Genomic DNA, 16,376 nt, shown 5'->3' with positions numbered 1-16,376 from the left:
AATATTTTTTATCAAAATCTAATTTTTAATTTACTCAAACTAAGTGATTTATTTCTTGTAACTCACTCCCAAAATTCCCTCAGCCAAAGTATTGTTTACTTCAATTAAGCTTTCTAACTAACCGCAGTGTTCTGATTCTGTATTGATGCCAGTTAGGAAATCTTTAACATTAGTTTGTTTATATATCTACAATACGCGATTAATTACTCTATTATTTAGTGACAATATTACCATCACTTCTAGTGTTATCATTACACCAAGCTTTTACGCATATTGAGGTAGCTAATTGAATATTCGACTTATACTGTCAGGCGTTGTGTCATTCGTTTTTTATTTTAGCTGGGCCTACTGGGCGAACAGTTCGGCAGATATTGCTAAATCGGTCACGCTTCAAGCTGCATTAGTACAAGGTTTGTATAGTGGATTTGTAACGCTGTTTTTTACTTTTATTTTAGAAAAGGTCGTCAACAAGTATAAGTCTAGTTATGTAACGCTTGCGTTCGTAACTCCAATTATTTGTATGTTTCATTCTAAAACACCACAAAACGTAGCAATACGACAAAGCTTCAATAATGCAATTAACTCTAGCGCCTCGTATTTAGGTAACAAAAAAATAGCAGGTGTACTTTTTGCGCCTATTATTCCGATTACTGTTCAATCGAGCTTAGTGATTATGGTGAATGTAATTAATCAGACACCTAATTTGGCACTTACAGTAGCCCCAAGCATATTTTTTACAGCCTTGTATGCCTACACATATATGTTAGCTTTACTTAAAAAAGTAGAGCGTTAAATATAAAAGACTACATGTGGGAGGAGGGTTTTATAATTTAATGCAGAGAATATCATGGGAAATATCTTGTATTTTATGCTTATACCCACCCAAAAGATTACTATTTAAGCAGTTAGCTTACTGATTGTTAAAATAAAGGTGTTTGGTAGTGACAAGCACCTAAAAAGTTTTTATACTGCAACCCGCTTTAGTCGCTCTGTGACTGAACGCTTCAAAAATTAACTGCCTAGCAGTTATATAAAAGTTGGCCCCTTAGCTCAGTTGGTTAGAGCACACGACTCATAATCGTTAGGTCCCCAGTTCGAGTCTGGGAGGGGCCACCACTTTTACAAACTTTCCAAAAAAATACCTACTCAAATTATTTAATGCTACATGAATTTAATATCGTGTAATTTATTATTCTTTATCTACCCCTAATAATAAATATAATTTAAATAAAGTTAATCCATAGATTAAGCTAAGCTTTCTTAAATTTGAAAGAGTGCGAATGCACTATTAAATTCCAGCATTAGATCGGACGCTATTCATGCTCTGTCTTGTAAATAATAATGAGCTGCATCTGATTTCAGAATACAAAAAAAGCCCCTATTGGGGCTTTTTACTTACTAGTGTTTACTTCTATTGCTCAAAACTACAAGAGTTAACTAATTTTTACGGTATATCTCATGCTCAATATCGTAAATATTTACGCTTAAACTGTCTGATGCTCTGCAGTATGTTTTTAAGCATGAAAGTAGCAGTTCGCTTAACATTTGTTTTTGCTCAATTGAGCGTCCCGCTAAAATATGTACCGCGATATGTATAAACCCTGATTTTCCTGCGCCAAGTTGATATTGCTGATAAGCAATAGCGCGTGTTTTGATGGTTTCTAATTCAAATAAGTTACTTTCGAAAGCGGTAGTGTGAATTTTTTCTACCAGTACTTGTGGTAAAACAGGGAGGTCTTCTGAGTGTTCAATAATAATGTGCGGCATTTAGGCGTTTCCTATTATGAGTTACTGCATGAGCGAGAGTTAATTGTATCAAATACAACAGGGTTCACTAAACCCTGAGCTATCTAAAATCTTTACTTTAAACTAATTTAGTCGTATTTATTTTTGATGTTAGTATAAAAACAAACAGGTGAACCTTCGCTTAGTAACGTAGGTGCTAAGTTACTTATATATTAATTGAGGATAAGTATGAAATTACCACAAAAATTTAAACGTTTAGCTTTACTTACAGGTGCAGTTGTTACATTAAGTGCTTGCTCTGACGATGTTGCATCGGTAAGTCTGGGATTATTTACAACTAAAGATGTTGTGGTTAATTCGCAGCAAGATCCAATCCTTGAAGGCGTTACTTGTCATATTAGTCATATAGAGGCTAATTTGGACTTTTCTGATCCCTCTGATATGTCTATAGCATGTCGTCAAACGGGTCCTATTACAGCGCAGCAGCTACAAAAAATAGACCGCAGTAAATCAGGTGAAGTGATATTCAAATCATCTAAAAGTATATTATTTAAATCACTAAAAGTGCGCCGTATTTACGATGCTGAGAATCGTACTTTATTGTACTTATCGTATTCAACTAAAGAATCCAGTGGTAGCCACCACCATGCACTATCAACAGTGCCGCTATACAATACTCAAGCGTGGGATTGGGCGCTTACACAAAAAAACTAAACTAGCACTAAAACTTATAAGAGCACCTTATGTTAGCTTTATTTAAATCGGCACCTTTATTGGAAGATCAAGAGCAGCAATGGCTTATTGATACATTTATTTGGGCTGTAGAAAATTTTGATGCTGAGTTTTTTACAAAGCACACTCAAATAATACTGCCAACGGCCACTTTTTTCCCCGATTCGGTATCGAGCATTGAGGAAATGGCAACCAATGTCTTTACCCGCGTTACTAATTACGCGGGTATGAATGCATGGCCTATTCAATTAGTCGCACCTCAGCAGTTACAACCGCAAGTTTTTCCGCACTTTGAATTTAGTGATGAAATACGTGGCGAAGGCAGCCATTTAATTGTGCCGCCAAGCCATAAGGTCAGTATCTCTTTTAATCCTAATCAGATTAATCAGCCACAAGATTTAGTGGCAAGTTATGCGGGTACTCTGGCCACCATACTTATTCATCACGTTGGGGTTCTACCGCCAGGCGGTAGGGAGTATTTACCACAAGCTGCCGATGCGCTTGCTTGTTTTTTAGGATTTGGTGTGATGATGAGTAACACGGTGTATCAGTTTAAAGGCGGTTGTGGCTCTTGTTATAATCCATACGCTAACCGTGAAGCTAAGTTAAGTGAAACACATACGGTATTTATGCATGCCCTGATTAGCTACTTTAAAAACGATAAAGTGTCTAAAAAGCATTTAAAGCCGCATTTACGTGGTCAGTTTAAAAAAGCACAAAAAGAAATTAAAGCATTGGTAAATAACTCGGCCAACCCGCTGTTATTAGCTTATTCGCCAAACTAGCAAGGACCTGCGTGGAATACTTAGATGAATTTTTACTGATTGTTATTGCTCATTTTTTTGCAGTAGCAAGCCCCGGGCCTGACTTTGCCGTAGTACTTAAGCAAAGCGTGCAGCAAGGTAGGCGCAATGCATTGTGGACAAGCGCCGGTGTTGGCGCTGCTATTTTACTGCACGTTGCCTATTGCGTTTTAGGTGTTGCGCTTATTTTAACGCAATCGCCTAGCTTATTTATGGCACTTAAGTATCTTGCCGGTGCATATTTAGCTTATTTAGGCGTACAAGCACTCAGAGCTGCAAAACCTCCAGCAAGTAATGAAGGCGAGGCTGCAAAAGATGTTGAAAACAAAACCGTCCAAGAAGAATCCGTTTGGCTTGCTTTTAGGCGCGGCTTTTTCACAAATGCATTAAACCCAAAAGCCACGTTATTTTTTATGTCGTTATTTACACTCGTGATTAGCCCAACAACACCGACTAGCGTACAGGTCGGTTACGGTGTGTACATGGCATTGGCTACTTGGGCGTGGTTTTCAATGCTTTCAATAATACTTTCCAGAAATAATGTAAGGGGTTTTTTCCAACAACGCGGTTATTGGTTTGACCGTGGAATTGGCGTTATTTTAATTGCCCTTGCAGTACGTGTTGTTATTTAACTTATTTAAAAAGTACAGGAGATAAAATGCCGTTATATAATTTTTCGTTTGGCTCTAATATGTCATCTAATCGTTTGTTAGCGCGCTTACCTAATGTAAAGCGTGTAGGAACAGCGGTACTTAAAGGTTACGAGCTAACTTTTGATATGCTATTTAAAGATGGCTCTGGCAAATGCAGTATTTGCCCAAGCGATAAAGAAGGCGCGCTGGTTTACGGCATTATTTATGAGCTTAATGAAGATGAAAAAGTTATTTTAGATGGTATTGAGGGCGTAGGTTACGACTGCGTAGATATAGCCCCAACGCTTCTAACGGGTGAGACTGTAACTGCACATTGTTATATAGCTAATACCCATGACAGCGATGTACTCCCATACGATTGGTACATAAAACACGTTCATCGCGGATCACTTGAAGCGGGCGTACCAAAAGAATACAGTGATGCGATATTAAATCGCGCACAAAAAAGCGATACCAATCAAGAGCGCGCAGCAATTGAATTTGCAGTTCATCAAAAATAATAAAATAGGATTGATATGAAATTAACCAAACTTGCCGCAATTGCACTACTAGCAGGCACTACGTTTAGTAGCTGGGCACAAGTTGATACCAACAAAATTGATGACATTATTAAAGCGTCAATGGCACGTTTTGACGTACCCGGTATGGCAGTCGCCATTGTTGAAAACGATAAAGTAATATTTGCTAAAGGCTTTGGTGTAACTAATCTCGATACCAACAAAAAAGTAAACAAAGACACCTTGTTTGGTATTGCTTCAAACACGAAAGCGTTTACAACAGCAGCGCTAGCCAAGTTGGTTGATGAGGGGAAGTTAAGCTGGGATGACCGCGTAATTGATCATTTACCAGAGTTTAGATTATACGACTCATACGTAACACGCGAAATGCGTATTCGTGATTTATTAAGTCACCGCAGTGGGCTGGGGCTAGGGCAGGGCGATTTAATGATTTGGCCAAGTACCGATAAGTCAGTTGATGAAATTTTAGCGGGATTACAGTATTTAAAACCAGCGAGCAGTTTTCGTAGTAAATACGCTTATAACAACTTGATGTTTGTTACCGCTGGTGAGGTGGTTGCACGTGTGTCGGGTATCAGCTGGAACGATTACATCGAAAAAAATATATTACAGCCGCTGCACATGGATAACTCACGCGCGGGATTTTCACGTATTCCAAAAAGTAATAAAAACTGGGCGACAGGTCATATTCCTATGGATGGCACGCTTCATCCATTTTTTGTGAATTACTTAGAAGATTTTAGAGGTGCAGGTGCCATTGCTTCAAGTGTAAGCGATATGAGCCAATGGCTTCGTACGCAATTAGCAGGCGGTAAAATGCCAAGTGGCGAGCAGCTGTTTAGCGAAAAGCAACAAGCGCAAATGTGGCACCCACATATTACGTCTATGGCGTCTAAAAGTGCGTTTGAATCGTATCATCAGCAGTTTAGGGGTTATGGGTTAGGTTGGAGTATTGAAGACTACCACGGCTTTAAAAAGCTAGGTCATGGCGGTGGTATTTTAGGGATGGTATCGCAAGTTACTTTATTGCCTGAGAAAAAACTCGGTATTGTTATTTTATCTAATCAACAAGCTTTCGGTGCACTTTCGGCAGTAACCCATGAAGTACTTGAAGATGCACTTGAGCTCGAAGATAAAGACTGGGTAGAGGATTTAGCTAAAAGTCATTTTGAAGGTAAACAACAGGCGTACGCTAATGCAAAACCAGAAGCCCCCGCTGACTACCAACCACAATTACCAAACATTAATTACACCGGTACATTACACGATGATTGGTATGGCGATGTAATTATTGAACAACTTGATAGTAAATTGCATATTGATTTTACGCATACTAAGCGCTTAAAGGGGACACTTGAGCATTACACTGGAAATACATTTATAGTTAAGTGGGATGAAAAGCTACTTGAGGCGGATGCGTTTATTCGTTTTGAAATGAGCTCACAAAACCGTGTAAACAGCGCTAAAATGCGTGCAGTATCAACACAAGTTACCGACTTTAGCTTTGATTTTAGAAACCTACATTTAAAAGCAAAATAGCTAATAACATTGATATTCAAGGTATCGATATTTAAAGTGTCGATATTTAAAGTGTCGATATACACCAAAGTCGCAAAGCCACCATTAGGTGGCTTTGTTATATTAAACACTCAATTTACTTTGGCTAGGAGCATTTTATGCGTACTGCAGTTATTTCACACCCTCATTGCCGTAAACATAAAATGATAGACGACCATCCTGAGTGCCCAGAGCGCTTAGATGCAATTACCGACAGGTTATTAGCCAGCGGTGTAGATGTTGGCTTAACACACCTGCAGGCACCTAAGGCCGAGCGTGAGCATTATTTACTTGCTCACGATGAGGCTTTAGTTAAACACGTAGAAACTACACTACCAACCGAAGGACTCGCTAATTTAGATGGCGATACGTGGTTGTGCCCCGATTCGTTTAAAGCGATTGAGCGGGCAGTAGGTGCCGGGTTGTTAGCTGTTGATGAAATACTTGCCGATAAACTCGATGCTGCTTTTTGCTCAGTACGCCCGCCAGGGCATCATGCTAATAAAGATTCATCATCTGGGTTTTGTGTGTTTAATAACTTAGCTATTGCCGTTAAGTACGCACAAAGCAAAGGGATTAAGCGGATTGCGATTGCTGACTTTGATGTACACCATGGTAATGGCACACAAGACATTTTTATTGATGACGAAAACGTACTGCTTTGTTCGTTATTTCAGTATCCGTTTTACCCAAATACAGCGGTTAAAAATAATAGCCATATAGTTAATTCTCCTTTGCCAATTGCCAGCAATGGCGATGACCTAAAAGAGGTATTTACTGGGCAATGGTTACCAAAATTAAAAGCGTTTAAGCCTGAATTACTTTTTATAAGCGCAGGGTTTGATGCACACCTAGAAGATGATATGGCGAGCTTAAAGTTTGTAGAGGATGACTACATTTGGCTTACCGAGCAACTATGTGGTGTTGCTAAAGAGGGCGGCTGCAAAGGTGTTATTTCGTATTTAGAAGGTGGCTATGCGCTATCAGCTTTAGGTCGCAGTGCTGTAGCGCATATAAAAGTGCTTACTGATATCTAAATAAAGAGAGTGCTTATAGCCCTAATAAATCAAACGCCTGGGCTGTGCTTAGGGTTTTGATTTTACCAAGGCAGCATTGTCCTTCATTTAATAAGTAAGCTGTAACAAGCTGTGCTAGTTGCTCGCCATTCAATTCAGGGCAAGCAGTGCCTTGTAAATTAAGGTAGTCACCTTGCTTATTAAGTACTCGCACATCGCTTAGTTCACTTTGCATAACGCTGTGTAAGCACTCTTGTTGCTCTTGTTGGTTATGGGCTATCTCAAGCTCATTATAAATAACCAATAACTGTGGATAGCTGTTTAACATAGCCCGTTAACCTACGGTTACTTCATAAGACGTAAATTTACGAATATTAATAACGCCTTTTTCAAAAATTAAGTACTGGCCTTTAATACCTTGTAAAACACCACTTACAACAGGGTCTTTATCAAAGTTAAATGAGCTGATTTTTGTTGGGTATTCGGTTACTGGAAAGTTTAAATCAACTACATCTTCATCAAGTTGTTCTATTGCTGTTGCGCCAAATAATTCACTGAGCTCGTTTAGCTTTTCACTAATTTGTGGGATCAGCTCGGCTGCAGCTGCTTTTAAGTCAATTGCTTCGTTTTGACCTTTTAGCATATTGCGCCAATTCGTTTTATCGGCAATAAATTCAGCCAATGCAACTTCCACTAAACCTGATTGCAGGCGAGTTTGCACTTTAAAAATAGGTAATGCCTGAGTCGCGCCTTGATCAACCCAACGAGTCGGTATTTGTGTGTGGCGGGTAATACCTACTTTTAACCCAGAGGTGTTAGCGAGATATACATAGTGCGGAATCATGCAGTTTTCTTCACCCCACTGTGGCTCTCGGCACGTGCCTTGGTCGTAGTGGCAGGTTTCTGGTTTCATAATACACATATCGCAACTAGCGAGCTTGCGCATGCATACAAAACAGTGACCTTGAGAATAGCTTTTTTTGGTTTTTTTACCGCAGTTAGAACATAAAATAGTGCCACTAAAGGTAAGCGTAAGCTCCTTACCTATAAATGCATTTAAGTCTACTAGGTGTTCACCTACAGGTAAGTGATATTGTACTGGTTCGGTTAAGCTCGATTTTAATTTACGCAGTGTGCCTTGCATCTTTACTTGGCCCCTAAAGATGTTAAAAAGAGGAGTCTAACATTTTTAAGCTATATTGGCTTTTTAAGAAGTGTAAATAGTCGGTGTAAGGCAGTGCTTTTGCGTATAAATAACCTTGGGCGTAGTCAGCGTTCATATCTTTGAGTAAGTGATGGATTTCCTGGGTTTCTACCCCCTCAATTGTTATTGATAAATTGAGGTTATGCGCCATATCAATGGCTGTTTGTACAATAACCTGGTGAGTAGGGTTATTAGGTAAATCAAAAACAAATGACTTATCTATTTTAAGTTCACTAAAGTGATAATTGACTAAGTAGCTAAGTGACGCATAGCCTGTCCCAAAGTCATCCAGTACTACTTTAATACCTAATGCGGTTAGCTCATCAACTAACTTTATAAGTGCATCTTGGCTATCTACGAAGGCTGATTCGGTTAGTTCAAATTTAAGTAACTGTGCCGGCACTTGGTATTTAATTAAAATATTTTCTACTTTTTCGGCTAAGTTATTTATAGTTAAGTTTTTAGCGCTTAAATTTACGCTAATTGTGTGCTCGTTATAGCCATTTTTTGTAAGCTTGACTATGTCTTTACAGGCTTGCTCTATTACCCACAGTGTTAGCTCGTTAATAATGCCTGTGTGCTCAGCAAGTATTATTAGTTCTTCAATTGATAAGTTGCTGTAAGTTGGGTCGGGCCAACGTAATAAAGCTTCAGCACCACTTACGTGGTTACTTAATAAGTTTATTTGAGGTTGGTAATAAAGTGCCAGTTGATTTGTTTTGATGGCTTGTTGCAGCTTAGCGGCTAGAGCAACGTCCATCATTAGATTATTACCGTTTGACGATGACCCAACTTGATTAACGCTACCTTTTGCTTTTTTAAGCGCTAAATATCCACGCTTTAACCAATATTCAAAGTCGTTACTCTTACCTGCACTACTAATACCTATACTGTAACTAAGCTGCAGGTTTAGCCCTTTAATTTCATATTGTTTTGGTAGGCTGCTAATTATTTTAGTCAGTAGTGCTTCTAGCATTTCTTGGTTTTGTGTTTTAGTAGAAATACAGGCAAATACGCCACTGCTTAAATCGGCTAAGCGTGGGCTGGTGTTTAAATCTGTTTCGAGGTTTGTAAATTCGCGTTCATGGCTGAGTTCTAATTCAAGCTCTTTGGCTACATGCTTTATAAGTGTGTAGCCCTGAGAAGAGGTAATAATTGTATTGAGCGAATTAAAGTGACGTATTTTTATTAAACATAAAGTTGTTGAGCGGTTTTGGCTTTGTAGCGCCATAAATGCTTGTTTTAGCTTGGAGCTATTAAGTAACTTTGTTTGTTGTGTGTGCGTGGCATGGTAAAGCGCACGTTCGCGCTGATACCTTACTCGGTCAGCTAACGCCATTGCCATTAAAATAACTTCGCACAAAATAGCCATTAAAAAGGCATGGCGGGAGGTAAAGCTATAAGCCAAAAAGCCGGTGAGCTCCATAGGCTGTATTACCGCACCAAATATCAGCGGTATCCACGAGAGTACATAAAACTTAGCCCACCTAAAGCCGCTACGTAGCTTGTTATAAATTAAAATAATACAAACAACGTATAAAAGTGCCATTACACAAAAAAACAACGGGGCTGCAATGTACTCAGGAATAAATAAACTAGCTATAGCCATTACTGACATAAACAAAAGCAGTTTTACGCTCATTTTGTATCGCCAGCAATTGTCCTTGTGATAGCGTAAAAACATAGTACAAAAGGCGAGAGTGAAAAATGATATTGCGTAGTTAAAAAATATGACTTTTTCGTGAATATATAACTGCCATTGCACTGGCCATAAATAAAATCCAAAACCAAGCACTGCACCCAATAAGGTTAACGCACTAATGATATAGCCAATATAAATTAAATAAACACGGTCTTTTATGCCAAAATAAAGCACCAAGTTATAAAGCGCAGCCATCAATAGCACGCCTACAAAAATACCCCAGATCCCAGTTTGAGAGCGCACTAAGTCAATAAACTCTTTATCACGATATAAGTTTACTGGTGTTTTACTTATGCCGACTGTGTCTATTTTCATTACTAGGCGCTGTGACGATTTTCTTTCTACTAAAAAACGAATATGCGGTACGCTGTATTCAAACAAAGAGAGGGCTTCTTCTTTATCGCCGAGTTTGTATGTTTCAATTAGTTTGTTGTTTTTATCGAGGCGATAAACCGTAAGGTGATCGACCATAGGGTTGTCAAAATGTGCCACAACATTTTGCTTGTTAAGGCTTTTATTTTCTAAATCAAGAAACAACCAATAGTTTTGCTGGCTAAAACTCCATGGAACATCTGAAAATGGTTGATGAGTAAGTAATTCAGGTTGGTTAATGATGGTATCGAATGTTTTAGTTTTGGTTTCGTCAATATAGTAGGCGTAATCGAGGTACATTGGAGCCGTTTTATCAATTGTATATCGTGTAGGCACGACAAGGTTTGATGCCAATGTACTGATTATAAAAAATATAAATATCAGTATGGCAACAGCAATTGCATGGTAACGTAAAGTTCTTAGTTCCAACGTTAATTTACTTTTAAAAAACCTTTTAATTAGTGTAGCACTAAAAAAGCGCAGATAAACTGCGCTTTTGTAGTTAAATTAACTGGTTATACCAATGAATAGGTATTACAGGCTATTGCTCACGTGCAATAGCACGGTAAGCTATATCAGTACGATATTCCATACCATCCCAGCTAATTTGTTTAACAAGCTCATAGGCGCGCTGCTGCGCTTCTGTAACAGTGTTACCAAGTGCTGTTGCGCATAATACGCGACCGCCTGCGGTTACAACGTCATTGCCACTTTGCTTAGTACCCGCATGAAACACTTTTTCACCCGCAGGGTAATCAACTTTTAGCCCCGAAATTACATCACCTTTAGGGTAATCACCAGGGTAACCTTTAGCTGCAAGTACAATACCAACGGCTGCGCGTGGGTCAAACTTAATCGTTGTTTTATCAAGTTCTACACGGTTAGCAGCTTCAATCAATTCAACTAGGTCTGATTGTAAACGTAGCATCATTGGTTGAGTTTCAGGGTCGCCAAAGCGACAGTTGTACTCAATTACTTTAGGGGTACCTGTTTCGTCAATCATCAAACCTGCGTATAAAAAGCCGGTGTACGGATGGCCTTCGCTTGCCATGCTTTCTACCGTAGGGTAGATCACTTCGTTCATAATACGCTGGTGGATTTCATCCGTAACAACTGGCGCTGGTGAATATGCACCCATGCCGCCAGTATTAGGACCTGCATCACCATTATATGCACGTTTATGATCTTGGCTTGTTGCAAAAGGTAATACGTTTTTGCCATCAACCATTACAATGAAAGACGCTTCTTCACCCTCTAAAAATTCTTCAATAACAACACGGCTTCCCGCATCGCCAAAAGCATTACCCGCAAGCATATCGCGAATAGCATCTTCGGCATCGGCTTCCGTCATTGCTACAATTACGCCTTTACCTGCAGCTAAACCATCTGCTTTTACAACAATTGGCGCGCCTTTTTCTTTTAAATAAGCTAGGGCTGGGTCAATTTGTTCAAACGTTTGATAATCGCCTGATGGGATATTGTGGCGCGCTAAAAAATCTTTAGTAAACGATTTAGAGCCTTCAAGCTGGGCTGCGCCTGCCGTTGGGCCAAAAATAGCCATGTTATGTTCACGAAACTTATCAACAACACCCAGTACTAACGGTATTTCTGGACCTACAATAGTAAGCTCTACCTTGTTTTGCTGTGCAAAACTAAGTAAACCCTCTAAGTCGTCAACGTTTATTGCTACGTTTTCAAGTTTTGGTTCAAGTGCAGTACCTGCATTACCAGGGGCTACAAATACAGTATTTACTTTGGTGTTTTGAGCGGCTTTAAACGCAAGTGCGTGTTCGCGGCCGCCGCTGCCAATGACTAAAACATTCATGGCGAAAATTCCTATTTAAAGCGGTTTCTTAAATTTCAGCGTCATGCGGTCGCTTTCACCAATGGCTTTATATTTGTCAGCATCTTGTTCGCCGAGTCTTAAGCTTGGTGGTAGCGTCCATACACCTTTAGGGTGATCGGCTGTATCTTTTGGATTTGCATTTATTTCATTGCTTGCTACTAATTCAAACCCAGCTTGCTCAGCAAGGTCTACTACGTAGCTCTGCTTCATATAACCTGATGTTTTTTGATCTTCGTCAGCACGCTCTTCAGCTAAACGGTGTTCAACTAAACCTAATGTACCACCTGGTTTAAGGGCTTTATAAAAAGCTTGGAATGCACTTAATGCACCGCTTTTATCTTTGCCCATATACCAGTTATGCACATTACGGAAAGTTAAAACCATATCGGCACTGCCAGCTGGCGCAATATCTAAATGTGTTACAGGTGCAAACTCAGTAATTTTAACGCTACTAAAGCGCTCATCTTCAGCTACTTTTTGTTTAAAGCCCGCAAGAGAGCGTTGGTAGTAGCCAACTGATGAATCAGCAGGAAAGTGCGCGGCATAATAAGTGCCTTGCTCTTTTAGTGCTGGCGCTAAAATTTCACTATACCAACCACCGCCTGGCGCAATTTCAACAACTGTCATAGTTGGTTTAAAGCCAAAAAATGCAAGTGTTTGAGCTGGGTGACGATATTCGTCACGAACGCTGTTTTTAGCGCTACGTTCGCTTGATTGAAGTGCATGCTCAAGGCTCGATTCGTGGTTATGGCTAAGCGCCATAGTCGATGTCATCGTTAGTGTGGCTACAAGTAGCGATTTTAGCGCAAATTTCATTGTTTGTTCCTTCACATTATAATTTTAAATAGGTTATTGAATAATCAGAATACGTGAATTTATAGCAAACAAAAAGGGTTAAACCAACGTTTAACCCTTTGTGTGATTAGTGGCGGAAATGGCGCATACCAGTAAGTACCATTGCCATGCCAGCTTCATCAGCAGCTGCAATCACTTCTTCATCACGCATTGAGCCACCTGGCTGAATTACCGCAGTAATACCTGCGGCTGCTGCTGCGTCAATTCCATCACGGAATGGGAAGAACGCATCAGACGCCATAACTGAGCCTTTAACTTCAAGGTTTTCGTCTGCAGCTTTTATGCCTGCAATTTTAGCTGAGTATACGCGGCTCATTTGGCCTGCGCCTACACCAATGGTCATACCGTCACGGGCATAAACAATTGCGTTTGATTTAACAAACTTAGCTACTTTCCAACAAAATAGTAAATCTTTAAGTTCTTGCTCTGTAGGCTGGCGCTTAGAAACAACTTTTAAGTCGCCTTGCGTTACCATGCCTAAATCGCGGTCTTGAACTAAAATACCGCCGTTAACGCGTTTAATATCTTGGCCAGCTGCTTTACCTGTCCACTGTCCACATTCTAATAAACGAACGTTCTTTTTAGCTTCAACAATTTTTGCAGCGTCGCTCGAAATACTAGGTGCGATAATGACTTCAACAAACTGACGATCAACAATTGCTTGTGCAGTTGCTGCATCTAGCTCTCGGTTAAAGGCAATAATGCCACCAAATGCTGATGTAGGGTCTGTTTTAAAAGCGCGCTCGTATGCTTGTAGAATATTGTCCCCAATTGAAACACCACACGGGTTAGCATGTTTTACAATTACGCACGCAGGTACGTCAAATTCTTTAACACATTCAAGTGCTGCATCGGTATCTGCAATGTTGTTAAACGAAAGGGCCTTACCTTGCAATTGAGTTGCTGTTGCAACTGATGCTTCAGCAATGTCACTTTCAACATAAAAAGCAGCATCTTGATGTGAGTTTTCACCGTAACGCATATCTTGCTTTTTAGTGAACTGCATATTGATAGTACGTGGGAATTTAGTCTCTACAGCAGCTTCCTCGGTGTAATCAGGAACCATTTTACCGAAGTAGTTAGCAATCATGCCATCGTATGCGGCAGTGTGCTCGTAAGCCGCAATCGCTAAGTCAAAACGTGTTTTATACGTAGTAGAGCCATTGTTGTTTTGCATTTCGCTAATAACACGGTCGTAGTCGCTCGCGTTTACCACGATTGTTACGTCTTTGTGGTTTTTAGCGGCTGCACGAACCATTGTAGGGCCGCCAATATCAATATTTTCAATAGCATCTTCAAGGCTGCAGTTTTCTTGAGCGACTGTATTCGCAAAGGGGTATAAGTTAACTACAACTATGTCGATAGCAGAAATGTTGTTATCTGCCATTACGCTTTCATCTTGTCCGCGACGGGCTAATATGCCGCCGTGAATTTTTGGGTGAAGAGTTTTTACGCGACCATCCATGATTTCAGGGTGGCCTGTGTGATCTGATACTTCAGTCACTTTTATGCCGTTATCAGCAAGTAGTTTACATGTGCCGCCAGTTGATAATATATCAACGCCTTGCGCTTCTAGTGCGCGGGCAAATTCAACAATACCGGTTTTATCAGACACACTTAATAGTGCGCGACGAATGGGACGATGAGTATCCATTGTAGTTTGATTTCCTCAGTTAATGAGCTAGCTTAGAAGCGGGCATTTTAACTGATTACAACTCAAAAAACGACTTATAAAGCGCCGATGAGGGTGAGCATTTTGCAACACGGCTATTAAACTACGGGCATAAAAAAAGCACCCTAGGGTGCTTTTTTAATAATTAGCTGTGATAAATCACAGCCAGCATATTAGTTCATGCCGTATTTTTTAAGCTTTTTACGTAAAGTACCACGGTTGATACCTAGTAAAATTGCTGCACGAGTTTGGTTACCACGTGTATATGTCATCACTTCTTCAAGTAATGGCGCTTCTAGCTCTGAAAGAACAAGGTCGTAAACGTCTTGCACATCTTGACCGTTAAGCTGCTTTAAATAGTGGTGAACAGCTTTTTTTACTGCATCACGCAATGGCTGCGGTTTCTCGTGTGACTGAACATGAGGGTTAGTGATAAATGGAGAAGTCACGTTTTGTTCGAACATTATTAAGTCTCTTTCTTTCTTAGTTAGCTGCTAGTGTTTTAAAGTATTGCTCTAATGCGACGACCTGTGCTTGTGGGTTGTCGAGCGCATTAAATACTCGCCTAAACTGACCATCACTGTCATGGGTTTGCAAATACCAAGATACATGTTTGCGAGCAATTCGCGCTCCCATTGGCTCACCGTAAAACAGATGGAGGTTTGTTAAATGCTCCATTAAAATACTGCGCACCTCTGCAATAGCAGGCGGCTGTAAGTGTTCCCCAGTTCGCAAATAGTGGTCTATCTCCCTAAATATCCAAGGGCGACCTTGGGCGGCTCGGCCAATCATAATGGCATCTGCACCCGTATAGTCTAAAACCTGTTTTGCTTTTTCTGGTGATGTAATATCACCATTGGCAACAACAGGGATCGACACTGAACGTTTTATATCCCTAATCGTGGCGTACTCAGCATCACCTTTGTACATACATGCGCGCGTACGCCCATGTACAGCAAGTGATGCAATGCCATAACGTTCAGCTATTCTCGCAATCTCTACACCATTACGGTTATCCGGATCCCATCCTGTACGGATTTTAAGTGTCACAGGTATATCAACAGCATTAACGACTGCATCAATAATCTCTTCCACAAGTTCAGGAAACTGTAATAAGGCAGAGCCTGCGAGTTTCTTGTTCACTTTTTTTGCTGGGCACCCCATATTGATATCTATGATCTGTGCACCGTTAGCAACATTGAATTGTGCGGCCTGCGCCATAAGCTCAGGATCTGCTCCTGCAATTTGCACAGCGCGTATACCCGACTCACCGCTGTGATCCATACGGTTCATCGACTTTTCCGTTTTCCAAACCTTAGGATTAGACGATAGCATTTCAGAAACAGCTAGCCCTGCGCCTAAACGACGGCAAAGTTGTCTAAATGGTCTGTCTGTAATGCCAGCCATTGGCGCGACAATTACATTATTCTCAAGTTGGTATTTACCGATACGCACTATATTCAATAGGCCTCTTTTCAAGGGGCGCTAAGTTTACGGTTTTTTTCACAAAAATCAAAGGCTATAAATTGAACAAAAGTAACTTTTTTTTGCCCTTTTCGTATTGACATTTGATAACCACATGACAAGTAGGTTGATTTGTTTGAAATTTATACAAGTTTTATTTTTTACACAATAATCAGAAAACTTTTAATATGTAAAAAAATAGTAAAGCCTGTTAAATACAGGCTTTACATGCAGGT

The 16,376-nt window shown here is 40.0% G+C and carries 16 protein-coding genes and 1 tRNA gene; 8 read left to right on the top strand and 9 right to left on the bottom strand.

Annotated features, from left to right (window positions below; all coding sequences use genetic code 11):
- Positions 1–286: 286 nt before the first annotated feature.
- Both PARC_RS15740 and PARC_RS15735 read left to right on the top strand, forming a co-directional pair.
- Positions 287–793, top strand: coding sequence for a hypothetical protein (locus PARC_RS15740; protein WP_010553379.1), 507 nt, complete (start codon positions 287–289; stop codon positions 791–793).
- Positions 794–1,039: 246 nt separating this feature from the next.
- Positions 1,040–1,116: transfer RNA gene (locus tag PARC_RS15735), tRNA-Ile, on the top strand.
- Positions 1,117–1,437: 321 nt separating this feature from the next.
- Here the strand turns inward: PARC_RS15735 and PARC_RS15730 are convergent.
- Positions 1,438–1,767, bottom strand: coding sequence for a 5-carboxymethyl-2-hydroxymuconate Delta-isomerase (locus tag PARC_RS15730; RefSeq protein WP_002957818.1), 330 nt, complete (start codon positions 1,765–1,767; stop codon positions 1,438–1,440).
- Between the two features lie 207 nt (positions 1,768–1,974).
- Between PARC_RS15730 and PARC_RS15725 the strand changes: the two genes are divergently transcribed.
- From PARC_RS15725 to PARC_RS15700, 6 genes are all read left to right on the top strand, one after another.
- Positions 1,975–2,460, top strand: coding sequence for a CreA family protein (locus PARC_RS15725; protein ID WP_010553378.1), 486 nt, complete (start codon positions 1,975–1,977; stop codon positions 2,458–2,460).
- Between the two features lie 29 nt (positions 2,461–2,489).
- Positions 2,490–3,263 (top strand): hypothetical protein, encoded by a 774-nt coding sequence (locus tag PARC_RS15720; protein ID WP_010553377.1) that lies wholly within the window; start codon positions 2,490–2,492, stop codon positions 3,261–3,263.
- A gap of 11 nt (positions 3,264–3,274) precedes the next feature.
- Positions 3,275–3,913 carry a LysE family translocator gene (locus tag PARC_RS15715; RefSeq protein WP_007586498.1) on the top strand — a complete coding sequence of 213 codons (639 nt, stop codon included), beginning with the start codon at positions 3,275–3,277 and terminating at the stop codon, positions 3,911–3,913.
- Positions 3,914–3,939: 26 nt separating this feature from the next.
- Positions 3,940–4,434, top strand: coding sequence for a gamma-glutamylcyclotransferase family protein (locus PARC_RS15710; protein ID WP_010553376.1), 495 nt, complete (start codon positions 3,940–3,942; stop codon positions 4,432–4,434).
- Between the two features lie 15 nt (positions 4,435–4,449).
- The gene (locus tag PARC_RS15705; RefSeq protein WP_010553375.1) at positions 4,450–5,991 is read left to right on the top strand and encodes a serine hydrolase; all 1,542 of its coding nucleotides are present in this window, start codon (positions 4,450–4,452) and stop codon (positions 5,989–5,991) included.
- Positions 5,992–6,128: 137 nt separating this feature from the next.
- Complete coding sequence (locus PARC_RS15700; RefSeq protein WP_010553374.1) at positions 6,129–7,046, top strand: histone deacetylase family protein; 918 nt, start codon at positions 6,129–6,131, stop codon at positions 7,044–7,046.
- Positions 7,047–7,059: 13 nt separating this feature from the next.
- On the opposite strand, the gene PARC_RS15695 is transcribed toward PARC_RS15700, so the two are convergent.
- From PARC_RS15695 to dusB, 8 genes are all read right to left on the bottom strand, one after another.
- The gene (locus PARC_RS15695) at positions 7,060–7,353 is read right to left on the bottom strand and encodes a DUF4144 family protein (RefSeq protein ID WP_010553373.1); all 294 of its coding nucleotides are present in this window, start codon (positions 7,351–7,353) and stop codon (positions 7,060–7,062) included.
- 6 nt (positions 7,354–7,359) lie between these two features.
- Positions 7,360–8,169 (bottom strand): DUF2797 domain-containing protein, encoded by an 810-nt coding sequence (locus PARC_RS15690; RefSeq protein WP_010553372.1) that lies wholly within the window; start codon positions 8,167–8,169, stop codon positions 7,360–7,362.
- A gap of 22 nt (positions 8,170–8,191) precedes the next feature.
- Positions 8,192–10,732: an EAL domain-containing protein gene (locus PARC_RS15685; RefSeq protein ID WP_010553371.1), complete on the bottom strand. Its 2,541-nt coding sequence runs from the start codon at positions 10,730–10,732 to the stop codon at positions 8,192–8,194.
- Positions 10,733–10,844: 112 nt separating this feature from the next.
- On the bottom strand, positions 10,845–12,128 hold the full coding sequence (gene purD / locus PARC_RS15680) for a phosphoribosylamine--glycine ligase (protein ID WP_010553370.1): 1,284 nt from the start codon (positions 12,126–12,128) through the stop codon (positions 10,845–10,847).
- Between the two features lie 15 nt (positions 12,129–12,143).
- Positions 12,144–12,965, bottom strand: coding sequence for a class I SAM-dependent methyltransferase (locus tag PARC_RS15675; RefSeq protein WP_010553369.1), 822 nt, complete (start codon positions 12,963–12,965; stop codon positions 12,144–12,146).
- A gap of 106 nt (positions 12,966–13,071) precedes the next feature.
- Positions 13,072–14,658 carry a bifunctional phosphoribosylaminoimidazolecarboxamide formyltransferase/IMP cyclohydrolase gene (gene purH / locus PARC_RS15670; protein WP_007586526.1) on the bottom strand — a complete coding sequence of 529 codons (1,587 nt, stop codon included), beginning with the start codon at positions 14,656–14,658 and terminating at the stop codon, positions 13,072–13,074.
- Positions 14,659–14,849: 191 nt separating this feature from the next.
- A complete protein-coding gene (fis, locus tag PARC_RS15665) occupies positions 14,850–15,140 on the bottom strand; it encodes a DNA-binding transcriptional regulator Fis (protein ID WP_002957804.1) in 291 nt (96 codons plus the stop codon).
- Positions 15,141–15,159: 19 nt separating this feature from the next.
- Positions 15,160–16,131, bottom strand: coding sequence for a tRNA dihydrouridine synthase DusB (gene dusB, locus PARC_RS15660; protein ID WP_010553368.1), 972 nt, complete (start codon positions 16,129–16,131; stop codon positions 15,160–15,162).
- Between the last annotated feature and the right edge of the window lie 245 nt (positions 16,132–16,376).

It is taken from the genome of Pseudoalteromonas arctica A 37-1-2 (assembly GCF_000238395.3).
Taxonomy (GTDB): Bacteria; Pseudomonadota; Gammaproteobacteria; order Enterobacterales; family Alteromonadaceae; genus Pseudoalteromonas; species Pseudoalteromonas arctica.
The sequence above is the reverse complement of the archived record's forward strand: the minus strand, read 5'-3'. Positions and strand labels throughout refer to the sequence as shown.